Source organism: Sphingomonas sp. Leaf230 (assembly GCF_001421745.1).
GTDB lineage: Bacteria > Pseudomonadota > Alphaproteobacteria > Sphingomonadales > Sphingomonadaceae > Sphingomonas.
On the sequence record NZ_LMKW01000011.1, the window covers coordinates 100786 to 122486 of the forward strand.

20 protein-coding genes are annotated in these 21701 nt (G+C 65.8%); 10 read left to right on the forward strand and 10 right to left on the reverse strand.

Annotated features, from left to right (window positions below):
* The first annotated feature begins 73 nt into the window (after positions 1-73).
* Positions 74-454, forward strand: coding sequence for a hypothetical protein (locus ASE82_RS14700; RefSeq protein ID WP_235524733.1), 381 nt, complete (start codon positions 74-76; stop codon positions 452-454).
* A gap of 63 nt (positions 455-517) precedes the next feature.
* Here the strand turns inward: ASE82_RS14700 and ASE82_RS14705 are convergent, their stop codons facing one another.
* The 3 genes from ASE82_RS14705 to ASE82_RS14715 all read right to left on the reverse strand — a co-directional run bounded on the left by ASE82_RS14705 (position 518) and on the right by ASE82_RS14715 (position 2583).
* Positions 518-1033: a YciE/YciF ferroxidase family protein gene (locus ASE82_RS14705; RefSeq protein ID WP_056065428.1), complete on the reverse strand. Its 516-nt coding sequence runs from the start codon at positions 1031-1033 to the stop codon at positions 518-520.
* A 110-nt stretch (positions 1034-1143) separates the two neighbouring features.
* Entirely contained in the window at positions 1144-1746 is a 603-nt protein-coding gene (gene wrbA, locus ASE82_RS14710) for an NAD(P)H:quinone oxidoreductase (protein WP_056064956.1), read from the reverse strand.
* A gap of 117 nt (positions 1747-1863) precedes the next feature.
* A complete protein-coding gene (locus tag ASE82_RS14715) occupies positions 1864-2583 on the reverse strand; it encodes a pirin family protein (protein WP_056064958.1) in 720 nt (239 codons plus the stop codon).
* Positions 2584-2821: 238 nt separating this feature from the next.
* On the opposite strand from ASE82_RS14715, the gene ASE82_RS14720 reads away from it, so the two are divergent.
* The 4 genes from ASE82_RS14720 (at position 2822) to ctrA (ending at position 8007) form a co-directional block, all read left to right on the forward strand.
* Complete coding sequence (locus ASE82_RS14720) at positions 2822-3727, forward strand: LysR family transcriptional regulator (RefSeq protein ID WP_056064960.1); 906 nt, start codon at positions 2822-2824, stop codon at positions 3725-3727.
* A 254-nt stretch (positions 3728-3981) separates the two neighbouring features.
* Complete coding sequence (gene mqo, locus ASE82_RS14725; RefSeq protein WP_056065431.1) at positions 3982-5697, forward strand: malate dehydrogenase (quinone); 1716 nt, start codon at positions 3982-3984, stop codon at positions 5695-5697.
* A 364-nt stretch (positions 5698-6061) separates the two neighbouring features.
* A complete protein-coding gene (locus tag ASE82_RS14730) occupies positions 6062-7153 on the forward strand; it encodes an AI-2E family transporter (RefSeq protein WP_056064962.1) in 1092 nt (363 codons plus the stop codon).
* Between the two features lie 152 nt (positions 7154-7305).
* Positions 7306-8007, forward strand: coding sequence for a response regulator transcription factor CtrA (gene ctrA / locus ASE82_RS14735; protein ID WP_056064964.1), 702 nt, complete (start codon positions 7306-7308; stop codon positions 8005-8007).
* A gap of 234 nt (positions 8008-8241) precedes the next feature.
* Here ctrA and ASE82_RS14740 read toward each other — a convergent pair whose 3' ends face one another.
* The gene (locus tag ASE82_RS14740) at positions 8242-9681 is read right to left on the reverse strand and encodes a phospholipase D-like domain-containing protein (RefSeq protein WP_056064966.1); all 1440 of its coding nucleotides are present in this window, start codon (positions 9679-9681) and stop codon (positions 8242-8244) included.
* A gap of 100 nt (positions 9682-9781) precedes the next feature.
* Here ASE82_RS14740 and dinB point away from each other — a divergent pair, with 100 nt between their 5' ends.
* Positions 9782-10867, forward strand: a complete 1086-nt coding sequence (gene dinB, locus ASE82_RS14745; RefSeq protein WP_056064967.1) for a DNA polymerase IV — start codon at positions 9782-9784, stop codon at positions 10865-10867.
* A 2-nt stretch (positions 10868-10869) separates the two neighbouring features.
* Here dinB and ASE82_RS14750 read toward each other — a convergent pair whose 3' ends face one another.
* The 3 genes from ASE82_RS14750 to ASE82_RS14760 form a co-directional block, all read right to left on the reverse strand.
* The gene (locus ASE82_RS14750; RefSeq protein WP_235524734.1) at positions 10870-12720 is read right to left on the reverse strand and encodes a sensor histidine kinase; all 1851 of its coding nucleotides are present in this window, start codon (positions 12718-12720) and stop codon (positions 10870-10872) included.
* Positions 12720-14630, reverse strand: coding sequence for a putative bifunctional diguanylate cyclase/phosphodiesterase (locus ASE82_RS14755; protein ID WP_082441541.1), 1911 nt, complete (start codon positions 14628-14630; stop codon positions 12720-12722). The genes ASE82_RS14750 and ASE82_RS14755 overlap by 1 nt, the downstream gene beginning before the upstream one ends.
* Positions 14631-14717: 87 nt before the next feature.
* Complete coding sequence (locus ASE82_RS14760) at positions 14718-15632, reverse strand: ROK family protein (RefSeq protein ID WP_056064969.1); 915 nt, start codon at positions 15630-15632, stop codon at positions 14718-14720.
* A 164-nt stretch (positions 15633-15796) separates the two neighbouring features.
* Here ASE82_RS14760 and ASE82_RS14765 point away from each other — a divergent pair, with 164 nt between their 5' ends.
* Positions 15797-16405, forward strand: a complete 609-nt coding sequence (locus tag ASE82_RS14765) for a Dps family protein (protein ID WP_056064971.1) — start codon at positions 15797-15799, stop codon at positions 16403-16405.
* Between the two features lie 81 nt (positions 16406-16486).
* Here ASE82_RS14765 and ASE82_RS14770 read toward each other — a convergent pair whose 3' ends face one another.
* Entirely contained in the window at positions 16487-17089 is a 603-nt protein-coding gene (locus tag ASE82_RS14770; protein WP_056065434.1) for a hypothetical protein, read from the reverse strand.
* A 157-nt stretch (positions 17090-17246) separates the two neighbouring features.
* Here ASE82_RS14770 and ispH point away from each other — a divergent pair, with 157 nt between their 5' ends.
* The 3 genes from ispH to rnhA are packed head-to-tail and all read left to right on the forward strand — an operon-like array spanning position 17247 to position 19616.
* Positions 17247-18203, forward strand: a complete 957-nt coding sequence (ispH, locus tag ASE82_RS14775; protein ID WP_056064973.1) for a 4-hydroxy-3-methylbut-2-enyl diphosphate reductase — start codon at positions 17247-17249, stop codon at positions 18201-18203.
* A 1-nt stretch (position 18204) separates the two neighbouring features.
* Complete coding sequence (gene thrB, locus ASE82_RS14780) at positions 18205-19155, forward strand: homoserine kinase (protein ID WP_056064975.1); 951 nt, start codon at positions 18205-18207, stop codon at positions 19153-19155.
* Positions 19152-19616, forward strand: coding sequence for a ribonuclease HI (gene rnhA / locus ASE82_RS14785; RefSeq protein ID WP_056064977.1), 465 nt, complete (start codon positions 19152-19154; stop codon positions 19614-19616). Before thrB ends, rnhA begins: the two co-directional genes overlap by 4 nt.
* Positions 19617-19619: 3 nt before the next feature.
* On the opposite strand, the gene ASE82_RS14790 is transcribed toward rnhA, so the two are convergent.
* Positions 19620-20720, reverse strand: coding sequence for an NAD(P)/FAD-dependent oxidoreductase (locus ASE82_RS14790; protein WP_268795436.1), 1101 nt, complete (start codon positions 20718-20720; stop codon positions 19620-19622).
* On the reverse strand, positions 20708-21655 hold the full coding sequence (locus ASE82_RS14795) for an alpha/beta fold hydrolase (RefSeq protein WP_056064979.1): 948 nt from the start codon (positions 21653-21655) through the stop codon (positions 20708-20710). Before ASE82_RS14795 ends, ASE82_RS14790 begins: the two co-directional genes overlap by 13 nt.
* Positions 21656-21701 lie beyond the last annotated feature (46 nt).

The following is a 21701-nucleotide window of genomic DNA, read 5'->3' on the forward strand; positions in this document are numbered from 1 at the left end:
ATACGATCGAGGGGACATTTCCGCCGCCATGTCGCGTTGACGGTTGCCACAAAGGCATGCGGAGAGAGATCACATGGCCATTAAATTTGCAGGAACGATGAACGCGATCAATCGCGGGCTCGACGCGACCAAGCCCACCAAGGGTGCCGACATGGTCGAGGATTGGGAAGCCGCGCTGGCCGATACCGACGTCTCCGGCGCCAAGGGCATCCTTCGCGACCTCGGCTCGCTGCGCAAGCAGTTGGAGAAGGACACGCCCGACGCCGACCGCGTCCATGCGCTGCTCCACCGCCTCGGCACCGCGACGACCAAGATCGCCGACAAGGCCGACAAGTCGCAGGACAAGCTGAAGGCACTCGGCGAAGCGCTGACCGAAGCCGGTGAAGACGCACCGGACGAAGAAGAGGACGTCGCCGCCGCCGCCGCGCCCAAGCGCGCCCGCAAGAAGGCCTGAACGAAAAACGGGCCGGCGATCACATGATCGCCGGCCCGTTTTCTTAGTTACGTCGCGAAAGCCTCAGGCGGTAACCGCCTCGGCCTTCGGATTGACCTTCGACGTCGCCATCGCGGTCAGCTTGTCGTCGGTCGCATATTCCTCGTCGAGCGTTTCCTTAAGGATCGCCGCGATCTCGCCGCGACCAAGCTGGTTCGCCCACGCGATCAGCGTGCCGTAGCGCGTAATCTCGTAATGCTCGACCGCCTGCGCCGACGCGATCAGCGCCGCATCGAGCACCGCCTTGTCGGCGATCTCGCCCGCGACTTCGTTGGCTTCCTTGATGATCCCGTCGATCGCCGGGCAGGTCACCGCCTTGGCCTTCTCGCCGAGCAGTTCGAAGATCCGCTCGAGCCGAACGATCTGGCCCTCGGTCTCGCGCAGATGCGTTTCGAACCCGGCTTTCAGACCCGGCGCGGTCGCCTTGTCGGTCATCTTCGGCAGTGCCTTGGTGATCTGGTGCTCGGCGTAATACACGTCCTGCAACTGGTGCAGGAACAGGTCTTCGAACGTCGCGATGTCCTTGGAAAACAAGCCCATGATCATATCCTCGCATAGCTGGTGCACGCGAAGCGAAATGCTCCGGTGGTGGGGAAACGCCCTTACCGCGGGGTAAGTTTCGTCTCTCCAGCCACCGAAGACTCGGGGGATCAGCCCTTCAGCTTGGCCGCCGTCTCGGCGATCCGCTTGCCCTGGTAGCGCGCGCCATCGAGCTCGTCCTTGCTCGGCATGCGGCTGCCGTCGCCGTCAGAGATCGTCGTCGCGCCGTAGGGCGAGCCGCCCTTGACCGTGTCGACGCCCATCTGCGCCTGGAAGCCGTAGTCGAGCCCGACGATCGTCATGCCGTGATGGATCAGGTTGGTGATGATCGAGAACAACGTCGTTTCCTGGCCGCCATGCTGGCTCGCGGTCGAGGTGAACGCACCGCCGACCTTGCCGATAAGCGCGCCCGAGAACCACTGGCCGCCGGTCGTATCCCAGAACTGCGCCATCTGCGCGGGCATCCGACCGAACCGGGTCGGCGCGCCGACGATGATCGCGTCATACTGCTCGAGCGCGGCGGGGCCTTCGATCTCGGCATGCGCGGTGTCGGTCTTGAAATGCGCGGCTTCGATCACCGCCTGCGGTGCGGTTTCGGCGACGCGGCGGATATCGACTTCCGCACCACCGGCGCGCGCGCCCTCGGCGACGGCATCCGCCATCTGCTCGATATGGCCGTAGGACGAGTAATAGAGCACGAGAACCTTGGTCATATGTGTTTCCTTCGAGTTCCCCTCCCGCTTGCGGGAGGGGTTAGGGGAGGGCAGTTCCGGGCGGGATCGCGGGAGGAAGCCCCTCCCCCGACCCCTCCCGCAAGCGGGAGGGGAGTCTTACTCCGAGTCCACCAGAACGATCTCGGCGTCCTCTTGAGCCGTGATCGTCACCGTCTGGCCGCCCAGCAGCGCCGCTCCGTCGCGCGCACCAAAGGCGTCGTCGCCGATCGTGATCGCACCGGTCGCCGGCACCAGATACACGTGGCGTCCCTCACCGACCGCATAGTCGACGCTGTCGCCAGCCTTCAGGGTAGCCGCCAGAACCCGCGCATTCGCCCGGATCGGCAACGCATCGCCGTCACCCTCGAACCCGCTGGCCAGCGTCACGAACTGGCCCGAACGCTCGCCCTTCGGAAACGGCTTGGCACCCCAACTCGGCGCGCCGCCCTTACGCGAAGGCTCGATCCAGATCTGGAAGATCGTCGTCGTCTCCGGCTCAAGGTTATACTCGGCATGCCGCACGCCGGTGCCTGCGCTCATAACCTGCACGTCACCCGCCTCGGTACGGCCCTTGTTGCCGAGCGAGTCCTGATGCGTGATCGCACCCGAGCGGACATAGGTGATGATCTCCATGTCCTGATGCGGATGCGGCGGGAAGCCCGAGTTCGCGGCGATCTGGTCGTCGTTCCACACCCGGATCGCGCCCCAGCCCATCCGGGCGGGATCGTAATAGCTCGCGAACGAGAAATGATGGCGTGCGTTCAGCCAGCCATGATCGGCGTGGCCGAGGCTGTCGAAGGGGCGACGTTCAACTTTGGAAAGGGTCGTGGTCGTCATGATAGGTCTCCACTGGTTGACCCCAAGATAGGCGCTGCGATTACGCCGTAAATAGAAACGCTGGAAACCGATCGTTTCGGTGGCTATCCTGTGCCAGCCAATCGACCACCCCGGCGAAGGCCGGGGCCCAATTGGGGGACATCGATGACGACGCGCCGTCCGTCGTTACATTGGCCTTTCCAATTGGGCCCCGGCCTCCGCCGGGGTGGTATTCTACGGATGTTTGCGGAGACCAGAGATGCGCCTGCCCGATCTCGAAGCCTGGGCGATCTTCGCCAGTGTCGTCGAGCACCGCTCGTTCAGCGCCGCCGCCGACGCGGTCGGGCTCAGCAAGGCAACCGTGTCGAAGGCGATCACCCGCCTCGAAGCGCATCTCGGCCAGTCGCTCTTTCACCGCACCTCGCGCCGCCTCGCGCTCACCGAAGCCGGCAAGCCGCTCGCCGAGCACGCCGCGCGCATTCTCGCCGAAGCCCGCGCCGCCGAGGAGTCCGCACACGACGCCGCCAGCGCGCATACCGGCCGCGTCCGCCTCGCCGCCCCGATGAGCTTCGGCGTCACCAACGTCGCGCCGATCCTCGCGGAGTTCCTCGTCGCGCACCCGGGTATCGAGGTCGATTTCCACCTCTCCGATGCGCGCGTCGACATCGTCGCCGAAGGCTTCGACGTAGCACTGCGGATCGCCGAGCTCCCGGACAGCTCGCTTCGCGCCCGCCGCCTGTGCAGCATCCAGGCGCACACCGTCGCCGCACCAAGCTACCTCGCCAAGCACGGCACCCCGACGCACCCGGCACAGCTCGGCGAGCACCAGCTGGTCGGCTATTCGAACGTCGTGGGGCCGTGGCGCTTCCATGGCCCCGGCGGCGCCGACGTCTCGGTCCGCCTGCAAGGCCAGCTCACCGCCAACAGCGGCGAGGCGATCGTCCCAGCGCTGATCGCCGGCCTCGGCATCGCGCGCCTGCCCGACTTCATCGTCGACCGGCATATCGCGTCCGGCGCACTCGTCACGATCCTCGACGACTGGGCGCCCGCGAAGATCGGGCTCCATCTCCTCACCCCGCCAAGCCCGCTCCGCCCGGCGCGCGTCGAGGCACTGATAGACTTCCTCGCCGCACGCCTCCGGGATCCGAACGCAGGGCAAGCGTAAAGCGGCGACCTTGCGCAAAACCGGGCCGGATGCCATGTAAGAGGCTGGATAGACGCTCGAGTTTGCACCCCAGCGCGATCCCAACGACACCCGATACCGGGATGAGGACTTTGAGCAGCGGCCGCGCTCAGTCGGTAGTATGTGTATCGATTCCGTGATTCCCGCGTGGCTGACCCGATAATCCGGTTATGGATTCTCGTCGTCCTCGGCCTGTGTCGGGACAGCGGACCATGCCGAAACGAAAAGGCATGACCATGCGGCGTGACGCTAACGACGACGTGAACTCCCCGAACCTCCGTACCGGCGTAACGCGGCGCAACCTGCTCGGCTCGGCGATCGTCGCCGGCGGTGCAGCGGCGTTGCCGATCGCGCACGCCGATGCCGCGACCACCGAGCGGACGGTCGACGTCCTGCTGATCGGCGGCGGCATCATGAGCGCGACGCTCGCCGTCCTGCTGCGCGAACTCGAGCCGACCTGGACCATCGAGATGGTCGAACGCCTCGACAAGGTCGCCGACGAAAGCTCGAACGGCTGGAACAACGCCGGCACCGGCCACTCCGCGCTGTGCGAACTGAACTACACGCCGGTCAACAAAGCCGACGGCAAGGTCGAGATCGCCAAGGCGGTCGAGATCAACGAACAGTTCCAGGTCACCCGCCAGTTCCTCAGCCACCAGGTCGATACCGGCATCCTCGCCAACCCGCGCTCGTTCATCAATTCGACGCCGCACATGAACTTGGTGTGGGGCGATGCCAACGTCGCCTTCCTGCAAAAGCGCCACGCCGCGCTCCAGGCGAGCCCGCTATTCTCCGGCATGGAATTCACCACCGACCCGAAGCAGATTGCGCAGTGGGTGCCGGTGATGATGGAGGGCCGCGCGCCCGGCACGAAGCTCGCCGCGACGCGCTCGCCGCTCGGCACCGATTGCGACTGGGGCGAGGTCACGCGCCAGTATATCGCCTCGCTCGCCAAGCAGGACAATTTCACGCTGACCACGGGCCACGAGGTCCGCTCGCTCGAACGCGAGACGATCGGCCGCAAGAAGGCGCGCTGGCGCGTCACCGCGCGCGACATGAAGACCGACGAGAAGCAGGTCATCAAGGCACGCTTCGTGTTCGCAGGCGCGGGCGGCGGCGCGCTGCCGATCCTCCAGAAGTCGGGCATTCCGGAGGCCGACGACTATGCCGGCTTCCCGGTCGGCGGCTCGTTCCTCGTCGCGGACAAGCCCGCAATCACCCACCGCCACCTCGCCAAGGTCTACGGCAAGGCGGCGGTCGGTTCGCCGCCGATGTCCGTGCCGCATCTCGACACGCGCTTCCTCGACGGCAAGCAGGCGCTGCTGTTCGGCCCGTTCGCGACCTTCTCGACCAAGTTCCTCAAGGAAGGCTCGTATTTCGATCTTCCGGCGTCGGTCACGCTCGACAATTTCCGGCCGATGCTCGCGGTCGGCTGGGACGATTTCGACCTCGTCGAATATCTCGCGGGCCAGCTCATCATGTCGGACAGCGACCGGATGGATGCCCTGCGCGAGTATTTCCCGGGTGCGAAGGACGGCGACTGGCGCCTGTGGCAGGCTGGCCAGCGCGTCCAGATCATCAAGCGCGATCCGGAAAAGGGCGGCGTGCTGCGCCTCGGCACCGAGATCGTCGCGTCGAAGGACGGCTCGATCGCCGCGCTGCTCGGCGCCTCGCCGGGGGCCTCGACCGCACCGTCGATTATGCTCAACCTGTTGAAGAAGGTGTTCCCGAACCATCTGGCGACCGCGGGGTGGCAGGCGAAGATCCGCGAGATCGTGCCGACCTACGGCGTAATGCTCAACGAGACCCCCGACGTCCTCGCCGAGCATTGGGCCTCGACCGCGGACACGCTGCAACTCGCCATCCCCTCGCCCACGGTCGGCGTCGCAGCCAGCCCACGCCCCGCGGCCATGCGCGTAAAGCCAGACCGCAGCCCCGACCTCGCGCTCTAAGCTATACCGACGTCCATTCTACAATCCTCCCCCGCCAGGGGGAGGTGGCTGGCACTTGCCAGACGGAGGGGGAGGCAGGCGATGACTGCCGTTGCATGTCTCCCCCTCCGTCACCTTCGGCGACACCTCCCCCTGGCGGGGGAGGATCAGCGAGTGTCGTTTCCGGAACGTACCTTAAGTCCTTGGAACGGCTGTCCTACGCTGCGACGATCTGCCACGGTCGCAAGATGATCGCCCCGCCACCCTCGCAAATCCACCACCGATCCGGCCAAGGATCGGCTCCAAAAGCCGGAAGTGCACACTCCGCGCAAACCGCGCCAGCGTGTGCACTTTGTGAACTTCCGGCTTTTCGGCGGGCCGCAGCATGAACCGCCTGGCCCCCGATGCAGACGATTCGCGCTTCATCCGTCGCGTCATCCTGACCATCGTGATCGTCGCGGTCGTCGCCGCACTCTACAAGGCGGGCGACCTGCTCATCCTCGCCTTCGGATCGATCCTGGGTGCGATCGTCATCCACGCGATCGCCGATCTCTACCGCGACCATCTCCGCGTTCCGCGCAAGCCCGCGCTCGGCCTTGGCATCGCCACCGTGCTCGGCGTCATTGCGTTCCTGGTCTGGTTGTTCGGCGTGCAGTTCCGCAGCCAGGTCAACGTCCTGATCGCCCAGACGCCGGCGCTGCTCGACCAACTCGCCGCGTATCTTTCGCAAAGCGCGGTCGGCGCGAAGCTCGTCGACGCCGTGCAACAGGCCTATGCCGGGTCGAAGGTCGCGCAGGATGTCGGCGGCCTCGTGACGGGCGCGGGCGAACTCGTGCTCAACTGCCTGTTGCTGCTGGTCGGCGCGCTGTTCTTCGCCGCCGATCCCAAGGTGTATGAGCGCGGCTTCCTGTTGCTGATCCCGCGCTCGAAGCGGGCCGCGGTCGAGGATGCGCTGTTCGACGTCGGCTCGACGCTCCGGCTGTGGCTCGGCTCGTCGCTGATCCTCATGACGACGATGGGCATCCTAGTCGGCATCGGGCTCTGGTTGTCGGGCGTCCCCAGCGCCGCCGCGCTCGGCCTGCTCGCCGGATTGTCCGAGTTCATTCCCTATATCGGCCCCACCGCGGCGATGATCCCCGCGCTTGGGCTCGCCGCGACGCAAGGGACCTCGTCGATCGTCGGCACGCTCGTGACATATGCGGTCGTACGGCTCGTCCAGACCAATTTCATCACCCCGTACGTGCAGAACCGGGTGATCTCGATCCCCCCCGCGATCACGGTTTTCGCGATCATCGGCATCGGTACGATCTTCGGCCTGTTCGGATTGTTCTTCTCGGCCGCTCTGCTGGTGGTCATCTTCACGCTCGTCCGCAGCCTGTATCTGCGCGAGGTTCTGGGCGAAGATATCCCGAAGACGGTCCACCGGACGTTGCTCGGCCCCGACCTGACGCCGAGCCCTCCGAGCGAAGATTTGTAAAGAATTCAACTGCTCGGCGGCGATCCAACCGATTCGTCGCGTCAACCTTAGTCCGAAATTAACCTTTTGCCTTCAGATGTTGTGTGGTTAATGAATGGAAGTCGAGCTGCTGACATGGGGTGTCGGGCGGTCTCGCGAACAGGGGACGACGCATGCGAGTGCTGCTGATCGAGGACGAGCCGACGACGGCCAAGGCTATCGAGCTGATGCTGACGACCGAAGGGTTCAACGTCTACATCACCGATCTCGGGGAAGAAGGCCTCGATCTGGGCAAGCTGTATGATTACGACATCATTCTGCTCGACCTCAACCTGCCCGACATGCACGGCTATGACGTGCTGAAACGCCTGCGTGTCGCCCGTGTCGCGACGCCGGTGCTGATCCTGTCGGGCGTCAACGAGATGGACTCGAAGGTCCGCAGCTTCGGCTTCGGCGCCGACGACTATGTCACTAAGCCGTTCCACCGCGAGGAACTGATCGCGCGCATCCACGCCGTCGTCCGTCGCTCGAAGGGTCACAGCCAGTCGGTCATCCGCACCGGCAAGCTGGCAGTCAATCTCGATGCGAAGACGGTCGAGGTCAACGGCAGCCGCGTTCACCTGACCGGCAAGGAATATGCGATGCTGGAGCTGCTTTCGCTCCGCAAGGGCACCACCTTGACCAAGGAAATGTTCCTCAACCACCTTTACGGCGGGATGGACGAGCCCGAGCTGAAGATCATCGACGTCTTCATCTGTAAGCTCCGCAAGAAGCTCAGCCTCGCGTGCGACGGCGAGAATTACATCGAGACCGTCTGGGGTCGCGGCTACGTGCTGCGCGAGCCCGACGAAGTGCTCGAATCCCAGGTCGCGTAACTCCCCAGTTTTCGGGAGCACGAAGGCCGCGGCATCGGGGGGTGCCGCGGCCTTTCCTAGTTATTCCTACGTATGGGGTGCGAAGCTGCCCCTCTCATCCTCCCCCGCCAGGGGGAGGTGGCTGGCCCTTGCCAGACGGAGGGGAAGGAAAGGGAAACCTCCGTTCCGCATCCTCCCCCTCCGTCGCCTACGGCGCCACCTCCCCCTTGGCGGGGGAGGATACTGGAACTCGTTCTAAGTCTTACGCCGCCACCGCCGAAACAGCCCCCGCTTGCTGAGCGACTCGAACATCTCCTGAGGCCCCTCCGGATCGAGCACCTCGTTATCCGCCAACCAAGCCTCGACCGCAGTCAGATCGGGCACCTCGTAACACCGCAGCGTCTTGCTCACGCCGACCTGTTCCTGACGCAACCGCTCGATCGTCTCGATCAACGAGTCGGTCTCGGCGATCATCGCACTGACCACCTCCACCGCGACGCCGAGGTGCTCCGCGAGCAACCCGTCCCGGATGGCCGCAACAGCCTTCGAGGTCGCAGCGTCGCCAGCCCGGATCGCCAGGTCACACTCGGTATCGAGCCGCAACGACCGGTTGTTGACGTTCGAAGACCCCAACCGGAACACGTCGTCGTCCGCAATCAGGATCTTTGCGTGGCAATAGATCGGCGCCCCGTCCTTGGTGTACGGATGATACATCCGCAGCCGCCGGTGCGTGTCGCGCCGGTGCAGCGCCTCCATCAACCGCGCCCGCGCGGTATCCATCGCCAGCGGCTCCAGCCACCCCTGCGCCACGGTCGGGTTGATGATGACGATCTCTGGCCCATCCGCCTCGTCGAGCCGCCGCGCTACCGCCTCCGCCACCTTACGCGACGCGAAATACTGGCTCTCGATATACAGATGCTTCTTCGCGCGAGCGATCTGCCCCAGGAACAGCGCCTCGCTCTCGTACACCGGCGCCTGGTCCGACATCTCCGGCTCCGTCCGCGCGATGCCGACATCGACGTCGCGGAAATCAACCGCGAGTCCCTCAGGCCAGAACGTCCCGCCCGGCACGCCTGCCGCCAACGGCTTGCCCCCCGCCAGCCGCCAGCGCCGCCGGAACAGCTCCCCCAGCGCATGCGCGACGGGGCCCTGCACCGCGCTGATCGCGTCGTGCCACGGCTTGTACGGCTTGCCCGATGGCTGGACACGGTGCGGATCGCCGTCACGGTGTTCGCGCGTGTCCCAGCGGTCGCCGGTCATGTCGATCCCGCCGCAGAACGCCAGCGCATCGTCGATGATGACGATCTTCTGGTGATGCGACGCCGCGGTCGGGTGATGCCCGTCGAGCTTGGTATGGATCCGCTTGTGCTGCATCCACTTGATCATCGTAAACAGCGTCGACCCGCGGAACAGCGACTTGATCGCCCCGGTATCCCAGCGCAGCACGAAGATCTCGAGGTCGGGTTCGCGCTCGACCAGCCAGTGCATGAACGCGCCCAGGGTCTTGGGTTCGCCCGGCCGATCGACGCCGGGCTCGAGCGAAATACGCGCATCGAAGTCCCAGCCGATCAGCAGGATGCGGCGCTTCGCTCCCAGCATCGCGACGCGCGCCGTCCGGAAATAGTCCGCCGCATCGACGATCACCGCCATCCGCTCGGCGCGTTCGATCCGCCAGCACTCCGTCCCAACCTGCATCGGTGTCCCTTCGTCCGTTGCCGACTGATATGCGTGGCGCGCGGTTTGGTTGCGTCAATGCCCTGTATCGTCGCGCCCTGCCGCCCTATCTGGGATGACGATGGCCGCTCCTCCTACCCAGCCGCCGGCGCAGCGCAAGGTGATCCATGTCGACATGGACGCCTTCTACGCGTCGGTCGAACAGCGCGACGATCCCTCGCTGAAGGGCCGCCCGGTGGCGGTCGGCGGATCGCGCGCGCGGGGCGTAGTGGCGGCGGCAAGCTACGAGGCGCGCGCGTTCGGCGTTCGCAGCGCGATGCCGTCGGTCACCGCGATCCGAAAATGTCCCGACCTCGTGTTCGTGCCCCCTCGGTTCGACGTGTACCGCGAAGTCTCGGACCGGATTCGCGCGATCTTCGCCGACTATACCGACCTGATCGAGCCGCTGTCGCTCGACGAGGCGTATCTCGACGTCACCGAAGATATCCGCGGGCTCGGCACGGCCGCCGCGATCGCGGAGGAAATCCGTGCTCGGATCAAGGCCGACACCGGTCTCACCGCGTCCGCCGGGGTGAGTTACAACAAGTTCATCGCCAAGCTTGCGTCGGACCAGAACAAGCCCGACGGCATTTGCATCATCACGCCGAAGCGCGGCGCGGCGTTCGTCCAGTCGCTGCCGGTCAAGCGCTTCCACGGTGTCGGGCCGGTGACCGCGCAAAAGATGGAGCGGCTCGGCATCCTCACCGGTGCGGACCTCTACGGCATGACGCTCGCGTTCCTTCAGGCGCATTTCGGCAGCTATGCGGACTATCTCTACGGTGCGGCGCGCGGCATCGATCACCGACCCGTGCGCGTCAACCGTGCCGCCAAGTCGGTCGGCGCAGAACGGACGTTCGAGACGAACCTGACGACCGCGGAGGATCTGCGCGCGGCGTTGCACCGGGTGGCGGATGCCGCGTGGGTGCGGATCGAACGGCACGGTACGCGTGGTCGCACGGTCACGCTCAAGCTGCGTCACGCCGACTTCCGCACGATCACGCGCGCACGATCGTCACAGGCCCCGGTGACGGACAAGGCCGCATTCCTCGCGGCAGGCCTCGACCTGCTGATCGCGCAATTGCCCGTACCAGGCGGCGTGCGCCTGCTAGGGCTGACGTTGTCGGGCATCATGGGCGAGGACGACGAAGTGCAGCCAAGCCTGTTGTAGCTTCAACTGACGTCGGCGACCCCCGCATCTGGCGCCAGCAACGTCAGGATCGCGACAGCGCCCTGCCCCGGCCCTTCGCTCTCCAGACGCAGCGAACCCTGCATCGCGTTCACCGAATTGGCACACCAGTGCAGCCCCAGCCCGCCAGACTTGTGCGCGCGCGTCGAGAAGCCCCGGTGGAACAGCGTCGTTGCGACCTCGGGCGTGATCCCCTCGCCATCGTCGCGAATCTCGATCGCCACGCGGCCGTCGACCTGCTCGATGGTGGTAACGATCGATCCGCTGCCGGTCCCCCGCGCGACGATCGACTCGGCGGCATTGGCGAACAGATTGCCGATCACCTGGCTCAGGATCAGCCGGTTCGCCATTACCAGATTGGGTCCTGCGGGAAACCCGAACGCGATCGATGCGCCGTCCAGATAGCGGACGATCGTCGCGTTACGCGCGATGATCGCGGTGACGTCGCATATCTCCAACGCCGGACGTTCGTGCGCGCCCTGCTGCTGCTGCCCGATGATCTCGAGCACATGCCCCATCGCCTCGCGGCCGATGCTGAGTTCGTGACGGGTGGATTCGCGGTTGGCGGCGTCCGCGTCGATGGCTGCGGAGACGAACGCGGCAAGCTTTGCGCGGCGTTCGTCCGAAACGTCGCCACGAGCGAGTTCCTCGATCGCCCGATCGAGCGTGGCGCGATCGATCGGCGGCACCTGCGCGATCTCGCGGCTGAGGATCGTGCTGATCGGGTTCAGCGCGTTGCGGACGTTGTGCATCACCGCCACCGCACTTTCGCTCCGCCCGAGATCGAACGACTGCACGCCGATCTGTTCGCGCAGATCCTTCAATTGCTGCAACATCGCGTTGAAGTTGCGCCCGAGCGAACCGATCTCGTCGCGCCGCTCATCCTCTTCGAGCAGGGTGAGAGATCCCGACGCGCGAACCCGCCGCATATGATTCTCGATACGCAGCAACGGACGCAACACGAGTTGCGCAATGAGACGACGCAGCACGATGAGCACGAACAGCAGAAGCACGATCGATCCCACGATCGCAAACACCAGCACGCGCCTGCCGAGCCGCGTTGCATCACTTGGCACGGCAAACCGAACCGTGGCCACGGCGCGCCCATCGGCGCCGATCAGTGGCACGGCAATTGCCGCTCTCGACCCTTGATAGGTCGCCACCCTCGAACTGCTGGAACCGACATCTAATGTCGCGTCGACACCCAAAGCTTCGGAAATCTGCTTGGCAGTTATCACGCGCGCGACAGCGATATAGCCTTGCCCGGCATCCACGCCGCTCGCCCCCCCCATTCGCGCGACACCTACCGCTGCGACACTATTCCCCAGCCGCGCATAGAACCGAGTCGAGCGCCGATCGCCAAGCACGCGTGCGAAGTCGGTACGATCGAGCAGCGATACCCACGGCCCCCGCAGACTCGAACCTGACGATCCACTCCATTCAGCGAGGGCGATACGCCCGTCCACGGCAATCTCGGCGAGACCATCTGCGGGGAGTAATCGCGTGACCGGCGCAGCGCGACTATTGGGCGCAAGCCGAGCTCCAGACAGCTTCGGTACATCTCGGCGATCTCGTGCCTCCGCCTGGACCTCTGCAGCGTATCTGGTCAGCATCGCGCGGGTCCGTTCGACCTGCCCCGCGATCGCCGCGTCTTCCAGCTTGGTAAAACTCGGCGTGATGATCGACGCCAGCAACACCGTGATCGCGACCGTCCCGCACAGTGCCACGCCCGTCATGATCAGCACGAGTTTCGCACCGAGCGACGCAGGCCGCCGCATCTTGCCGAATTGCCGGCCGAGCGTCGCCGGGACGCGACCCATCCCGACCGTCGGCATCAGTTCAGCATTCCGTTGCCCAATTGCCGCGGTGCCATTGGCCCGTCACCCGCCACATCGTCTTCGCCGCCGAGATAGCGCGCGTTTGCCATGCCGAGTGCGACATCCGCCGCAACCGGTCGCGAGTAGAAATACCCCTGGAAGTGGCTCGCCCCGGCCAGCTTGAGCGCCTGGACCTGCGCGTCGGTCTCGACGCCTTCCGCAATCACGCCCAGCCCCAGCGCGCGACCGAGATGGATGATCGAATGCACGATCGCCGCGCTTTCGCGCTCCCTACCCATACCGTCGATGAACGAACGGTCGATCTTCAGGCAATCGAGCGCGAACTTGCGGATGTTGTAGAGGCTCGAATAGCCCGTCCCGAAATCGTCGAGCGCGATCCGAAACCCCATCTGGCGCAGCTTGTAGAGCGTTTCCGCCGCCCGTTCGGCATCGTCGAAGATCGCGGTCTCGGTAATCTCGATCTGCAATCGCGCGGGCTCGATCCCCGCGCGCTCGACGCTCTCCATGATGTGCCTGACGAAATTGTGTCGGCGAAACTGGCGCGGCGAGAAATTGACCGAGACATACTGGCCGGGCCATTGCTTCAGGACGTCGAGCGCTTCGCCCAGTACCCAGTCGCCAAGCTCGTGGATCAGGTTCGATTCCTCGGCGATCGGGATGAACGTGCTCGGGCTCATCGCGCCATATTCGTCGGTGTTCCAGCGGATGAGCGCCTCGAAACCGATCACCTCGACCGCGTCGCGCGATACGATCGGTTGATAGACCAGGCTCAGTTCGCCCTTCGCAATCGCCTGGCTCAGCCCACCCTCGACCCGCCGGCGAAAACGGATGCCTTCGTCCATGCTCTCGTCGAACAGGCGGACGATCCCTCGCCCACCACGCTTGGCGTCGTTAAGCGCGAGATCGGACCGTCGCATGACATCCACCGGATCGCGGCCCTGCCCACCCTCGCTGACAACCACGCCCGCCGACGCCCCGCCCTGCACCGAATTGCCGAACACCTGCAGGCTGACCGAGCACGCCGCGACGACACGCTCGCACGCCATGACGCCCGCCGCCTCACCGGACGTCTCGAACAGGATGCCGAACTCATCGCCGCCGAGCCGGGCCACCAATGCTCCCTCCGGCGCCGATCGTTGCAGGATCGTGCAGATCTCACGGATCAGCGCGTCGCCTGCCAGATGGCCAAGCGTATCGTTGACCAGCTTGAAGCGATCCAGATCGACCATGACCGTCGCGAACAGTCCCGCCGCACGCGTCCGCTCGGCAAGCGCGCGCAGGAACGCGAGCCGGTTCGGCGCGTCGGTCAGCGAGTCATGCGTGGCCATATGCACCGCGCGACTCTCGTTCGCCGCAAGCTCAGCGCTCTGCTCTTCGAGTTGAACAACCTGCGCGGCCAGCGTGACGCGGGCCGCCTTCAACTCGCGATCGATTTCCCACCGTTTCGCAAGCGCCGTCGCGGTCTGTGTCACCTCGGCGACCTCGAACGGCTTGGCGATGTAGAAAATCTTGTCGGCGGGTCCGGCAACCTTGCTGATCTCGATCGGTGAGAAATCGGAAAAACCGGTGACGATGACGAGGTTGATCTCCGGATCGAGCGCCCGGATGCGCTGCGCCGTCTCGCGCCCGTCTATACCCGGCGGCATGCGGATATCGATGAACGCGACTGCGAACGGTTCGCCGTCCGCCAACGCCCGCGCGACGTCCGCGACCGCGTCCAGCCCTTGATGCGCATGCGTCAGCGCGAAGCCGGCGATGTCCCCGCGGCGGAGCTCACTGGCGTTCCCGCCAAACAGGTCCGCCGCCATCGCGCCGAGCGCCTCGCCGCTCTCCGATCGCTGACCGGCGAAGCTGCGCCGGTAGCTGTCATGCATCGCTGGCTCGTCGTCCACGATCAGAATGCGCATCGATACAGTTCCTCACTGGCCACCGCATCCGTGCCTTGCGGTACGCCAAGTGCCTTCATCGTTACGAAGGATAGTAACCTAAAGCAGTTAAGACGCTGTGAACGATGTTTGTAACTTATGTCCAAGTGCTTGAGCGCCCAGCACGATTGCGCCGAGCGGCCCGGCGTTGTTGCCTAACGCAGGCGGCACGATGAACGTATCGACGAGCGCGACCTCGGGCAGCGTGATGTACCCGCCGAGGCTCCGCGTCATCGCCGCCCGGACCCGCGGAAACAGGTGCGACGCCCCCATCACGCCGCCGCCCATCACGATCCGCCGCGGGATGCCGGTGAGCACGAGCGTGTGGCAAAGCTGCCCGAGCGCGTCGGCGACGTTATCCCAAACCGGATGCTCGGCAGGCACTTCGTCGGCGGGGAAGCCGATCCGTGCCGCGATGGCGGGTCCCGCTACCAGTCCCTCGATGCACGCGCCGTGGAATGGGCAATTGCCGATCCAGTCGTCACCCTGGAACCGAGCGGGGCGGATGTGGCCGAGTTCCGAGTGCGTGAGGCCATCGACCGGACGGTTGCCCGCGATCATGCCGGCGCCGACGCCCGTGCCGACCGTGACATAGGCGATGTCCGGCAGGCCCTTCGCCGCCCCCCAGAATGCTTCGGCCAGCGCCGCGCCGACCACGTCGCTATGGAAACCCGTGGGCACGCCGTAGCGCCGGCTCAGCCGTCCCGCGATGTCGGTCCCGGCCCAGCCCGGCTTCGGCGTCGAGGTGATATGGCCGTAATCGCCCGAATGGCGATCGATCGAAACCGGCCCGAAGCTCGCGATACCGATCGCCACGAACCCGCTCCAGCGATCGAGTACCGCCTCGATCGCCGCCAGCGTCTCTTCGGGGCGGGTCGTCGGGATCCGCACGGTTTCTTCGATCTGGTCGGGTCCGCGCGCAAGAATGCAGATGCATTTGGTGCCGCCAAGTTCGATACCTGCGACCAGCGGTGCTTCCGTCATCCTCAACTCCCAACACGTTACCGCGCCCGCTTCCTTCGCCGACGCCGTCCAGTCAAGAGCAGGTCGGTTCTGACGATCACGCTGAACGAGGATTTGATCTGCTGTCGATCCGTCCGTTCGTGCGTTATGCCGGTCGAGTTCACCCGAACAGACAGGAATTCCGAATGGCGAAGAAACCCGCGAAGCTGATCAAGACGGACACCGATGTATCGGTCGAGGCACAGCCACAGTACAAGGTCGAATATCGCGAGATCCAGCCTTATGGGACGCTGAAGAAACTCCCGATCGCACTTGAGGACAATGCCCGTGCCCAGAGCGTCGCGACGCTTAACCAGGTGCTCGCGGACACGATGACGATCCGCGACATGTACAAGAAGCATCACTGGCAGATGTCGGGCGCGACCTTCTATCAACTGCATCTGCTGCTCGACAAGCACTACGAGGAGCAGGCGGCACTCGTCGATCTCATCGCCGAACGGATCATGGCGCTTGGCGGTATCTCGATCGCGATGTCGCACGATGTTGCGGAGATGACGACGATCCCCCGCCCGCCCAAGGGTCGCGAAGACGTCCCGACGCAGCTTGCGCGCCTGCTCGAAGCGCATGAGATCATCCTGCGTCAGGCCCATGAAGGCGCCGAAGCTGCCGACGAATCGGGCGACGACGGCACCAACGATCTGCTGGTGAGCAACATCATCCGCACACACGAGCCGCAGGTGTGGTTCCTCGCAGAACACCTCGCCGCGACCGAACTGGTCCGCAGCGACAAGTAAGATTACGGCCCCCTCTTCATGCGAAGAGGGGGCCGTACTTTCGTTCCGGCAATGCCGTGGGCGATAGCCCGCCCGACGTGCTCAGCGCGTGGCGTTATACTTCAACTGATCGTCGGTGAGCTGGAACCCGACCAGCGCCTCGAAGCTCGCACGCAGCACGGCCTGGCGAACTTCCGGCGTGCTCAGCGGATCGACCGCAGCGTCCTGATCGCCTGCCTTGCGCTTGCGGGTCAGTTTCTCCCGAACGTCTTCCGGCAAGGTGGCCGCAGCCCGCGATACCGTTGCCGTCGTCGTGGCCGACGCCGATGCCAGCGCTTGTCCGGCGGCAAAGTGCAACGCCACCCGGCCGATGCGCTTGGCGACAACCGCGCTGCCGCCGCGCACGACGGTGATGAAATACGGCAACGTCACGTCGCGCGCCGCCTCGGTGCGCGTCCGGCGGGCGCGGATGTCGAAGGTCACGTTGGTCACGACCTGGTCGGTCGCATCGGCGCAGGTCGATCGGACGTTGGTCATGAAGCCGGCGACGTCGATCGCCGCCTGGTCGCGGCTGGTGACCGGATCGAACAGCGTGATGTCGCCGGTCGCTGCCGGGATCGCCACGGGCGGGCAGACCGAACGGACTGCGGAAATGCCGCCGGTCGCATCGACTTCGCCCTTGCCGGCACACCCGCTCAACAAGATCGCACACGCAGAAACGGCTAGGATGGGGGCTTTCACGGCGACGCTTACCTTCTCGAACGAGCGAAAGGGCCACCGCATGTCGCAAGCGGCCCCTGTCGCGGCGCACCATAGGAACCGGCTATCGTCCAGGCAAGCAATCGCGTAGAGGCGTGGCATCATGAGCCCAATCGACAAGCCGCCGCTCGAACTGTTGATCGCAGCACCCCGAGGCTTTTGCGCAGGCGTCGACCGCGCGATCCGGATCGTCGAACTGGCGATCGAGAAACACGGGGCGCCGGTCTATGTTCGCCACGAGATCGTCCACAACAAGTTCGTCGTCGACACGCTGAAGGCGCAAGGCGCGATCTTCGTCGAGGAACTGGACGAGGTGCCCGACGGTGCCCCGGTGGTGTTCTCCGCGCACGGCGTGCCGAAGTCGGTGCCGCTCGACGCGCAAAATCGCGGGCTCGAATATCTCGACGCGACGTGCCCGCTGGTGTCGAAGGTGCACCGCCAGGCCGAGCGTCTGGTCGCGCAGGGGCGGCATATCGTGTTCATCGGCCATGCCGGGCATCCCGAGGTGATCGGCACGTTCGGCCAGGTGCCGGCGGGCGCGATGTCGCTGATCGAGACGGTCGAGGACGCCGAGGTGTTCATGCCGATCGATCATACCAATCTCGCCTTCCTGACGCAGACGACGCTGTCGGTGGACGATACCGCCGCGGTGGTGGCGACGTTGCAGCGCCGCTTTCCGCAGATGCTGCCGCCGCGTGGCGAGGACATCTGCTACGCGACGTCGAACCGCCAGACCGCGGTCAAGGCGATCGCGCACAGCGTCGACGCGGTGCTGGTGATCGGTGCGCCGAACTCTTCCAACTCGGTGCGGCTGGTCGAGGTCGCCGAGCGCGAGGGTACGCCGGCGATGCTGATCCAGCGCGCGAGCGAACTCGACTGGGATTTCCTGGCGGGCGTCGGCACGCTGGGCATCACGGCCGGCGCTTCGGCGCCTGAATTGCTGGTCCGCGAACTGGTCGATCGGCTGTCGGAGCGTTTCACGGTGTCGGAGCGCGAGGTCGAGACGAACCGCGAGACGATCGCGTTCAAGCTGCCACGCGGACTGGAGGCGGCCGCCTAGCATGGCGGTCTACACGCAGGTGTCGGCGGAGGCACTGGGCGCATTCCTCGAGCGGTACGATCGGGGCGAACTCCTGTCCGCCAAGGGCATCGCAGAGGGCGTGCAGAACAGCAACTACCTCGTCGAGACGACCGCAGACCGCTTCATCCTGACGCTGTACGAGGAACGGACGTCGACCGACGACCTGCCGTTCTTCCTCGACATGCTCGATCATCTTGCGGCCGACGGCAATCCGGTACCGCGCGCATTGCCCGATCGTGACGGCGCGGCAATCCAGCAGCTCGCCGGGCGATCGGCATGCCTGATCGAGTTCCTGACCGGGGTTTCGGTATCGCATCCAACCGCGGGGCAGGCGTTTGCGGCGGGTGCGGCGATGGGGCAGATGCACACGAGCCTCGCAGGGTTCGATCAGGTCCGCGCCAACCCGCTCGGCGCGGATACGTGGCGACCGTTCCTGGAGCGCTGCGGCCGCGACATCGACACGATCGAACCGGGGCTGTTCGACCGGACCGAGGCGGCATTGACGGCGGTCCTGGCGGAATGGCCGCGCGACCTGCCGATGGCGGCGATCCATTCGGATCTGTTCCCCGACAACGTGCTGATGCTCGGCGACCGCGTGACCGGGGTGATCGACTTCTATTTCGCCTGCACCGACATTCGCGCCTATGATCTGGCGGTGATGCACACGTCGTGGGCGTTCGACGGAAATGGCGAGAATTACGACCCGGCGATCGGCAAGGCGCTGATCGACGGCTATGCCAGCCGCTTCCCGCTGTCCGATGCGGAACGCGCCGCGCTGCCGATCCTGGCGCGGGGCGCCTGCCTGCGGTTCCTGCTGACGCGCGCGTGGGACTGGCTTAACACGCCGGCTGATGCGCTGGTGACGCGCAAGGATCCACTCGCCTATTGGCGGCGGCTCGAGACGTATCTCAAGGACGACCTGTTTGCATGACTGACGAAGCTCCCGTTTCCATCACCAAGGTCGAGATCTTCACCGACGGCGCGTGCAAGGGTAATCCCGGGCCGGGCGGCTGGGGTGCGGTGATCCGCATGGGCGCGCACGAGAAGGAATTGTCGGGCGGCGAGACGCCGACGACCAACAACCGGATGGAGATGACCGCGGCGATCGAGGCGCTCAACGCGCTGACCCGGCCATGCGCGGTGACGCTGTATACCGACAGCAAATACGTGATGGACGGCCTCACCAAGTGGGTGAAGGGCTGGCAGCGCAACGGCTGGAAGACCGCCGACAAGAAGCCGGTAAAGAATGCGGAGCTGTGGCACGCGCTGCTGGCGGCGGTGGCACGGCACAAGATCGAGTGGCAGTGGGTCAAGGGTCATGCCGGCCACCCGGAAAACGAGCGCGCCGACAAGCTGGCGAGCGATGCCGCGGTCGCTGCCGGGCGTAAGTAGAAGCTAGAACCGCTCGGGCGAATACCGTGCGGCGTCGATTGCTGCGACCGCGGGGTCCGGACTAACGCCGAGCAGCAGGCTGGCGGCGAGCAACGCAGCCGCGGGGGCGGTCTGGATGCCGAAGCCGCCCTGCCCCGCGCACCAGAAGAAGCCCGGCACGTCGCGGTCGAAACCATAGATCGGCAGGCGATCGGGTGCGAATGTGCGCAGGCCTGCCCAGCGACGCTCGACGGCGGCGACTCGCCAGTCGACGACCTGCTCGAACCGATCGATCGCGATCGCGACGTCGATCTCCTCGGGAGCGGCGTCGCACGGGTCCGTCGGCGTCTCGTCATGCGGGCTCAGCCACAGCCGACCGCCGGGCTCGGGCTTGAAATAGAAGCGCCCGGCGATGTCGGCGATATGCGGCAGCCCTTCGGGTGCGCCGGGGTCGGTACGCAGTTGCACCATCGTCCGGCGATAGGCCTGCAAGCCTAGCGGGCGGACGCCGGCCCGCGCTGCGACCGTATCCGCCCAGGCCCCGGTCGCGTTGACGATCGTCCTTGCCTGGAACGCACCTGCCTTCGTCTCGATCGTCCAGATCCCGTCGGCGCGCGTCGCTCCGGCAAACGCGGCATCGGTGACGAAGTCCGCACCGGCGCGCCGGGCAGTGGCGATGCTTTCGGCATGAAGCGCGGCAACATCGATATAGGCGCAGCTCGCCTCCTGCACGCCGAGCGTCCATTCGGAACGCAGTCCGGGCACGGAATCGGCAGGATCGACTCGGTCCAGGCGCACGTCGCTATCCGCGAACTCGGCAAGAAACGCGTCCATCGCCGATTCGTCTTCGGCACGGCCGATGTGGAGCGAGCCCAACGGAGCAAGATAGCCGCCCGCACGTAACGACGGACCGGACGCGGTGGTCAGCGGCTGGATACCCGGTCCGCCGTACGTTTCCGACCAGAAGGCGGCCGAGCGCCCCGTTGCGTGGTAACCCGGCGTGTCCTCTGCCTCCAGGACGAGCACCCGCGCCTGCGACCCGATCGCCGCGGCCAAGCTTGTCCCCGCCATGCCTGCGCCGACGATCGCGACATCGTACACGCCCGTCACCGTCAGGCCACGCACGCAGCCAGGAACGAATCGATCGCCGACAACGCCCGATCTCGCACGCCATCCGCCTCGCGCAGGATCTCATGCGCGGACTCCGGACCGAACCGAACGACCTGCGCATTACGCAGCCGCGCCGCAAGCCGGAGCGCCGCACGCGGATCGACCAGCTTGTCGGCCTCCGCAATCAGCATCAGCACGGGCGTATCGATCGACTCGACCCGCGCATCGGTCGCCAGCGCCGCAGCGCCCGCGAACCCCTGTGCGAGCCACGCCCAGCTCGGCGGACCCAACACGAGGTCGGGATGCGCCGCCTGCCACCAGCCTTCGTCGCTGTAGCGATCGGCGTCGTGCGTCAAAAGCGACTGGCGCGAGGCGACCGATCCCGGCCGCTCGTTACTGCGCCATGCCGCGCGCGCAGGGTCGCCGCGGCCGGCGATCCACCGCGCGATCCGTGCGCTGAAGGCCGCGCCGAACGGCCCCTTCAACCCGATCATCGGCGCGACCAGGATCGCCGCATCGGGCTGGATCGACCGATCGGCCAGCGCGCGCATCACCATCATCCCGCCCATCGAATGGCCGAGTATAATGCGTGGCAGGCCGTGGCCCGCGTCCTCCGCGCTCCAATCCGACCAGAACGCCGTGAGGTCGGCATCGAAGACGCGATAGTCGCTCGCGTGGCCGACATGCGGATCGCTCGACAAGCGCCCGGAACCGCCCTGCCCGCGCCAGTCGAACGCCGTCACCGACCACCCCGATGCATGCAGGTACGCGAACGTCTCGAGATATTTCTCGAAGATATCGCCACGCCCCGTCTGGAACAGAATCCGCCCTCGTGGCGCCTGCGCAGGCCAGTCGAATCGGCGCAACTTCCAGCCGTCTGGCGCGGTCCAATAGCCGATGCGCGCTTCGTCGGGAATCGTCCGACGCACCGCCGGCGGATCGATCGTCATGCGCAAACCCGTGCCACCATTCGAAATTCTCCAGGGACGGTTACTT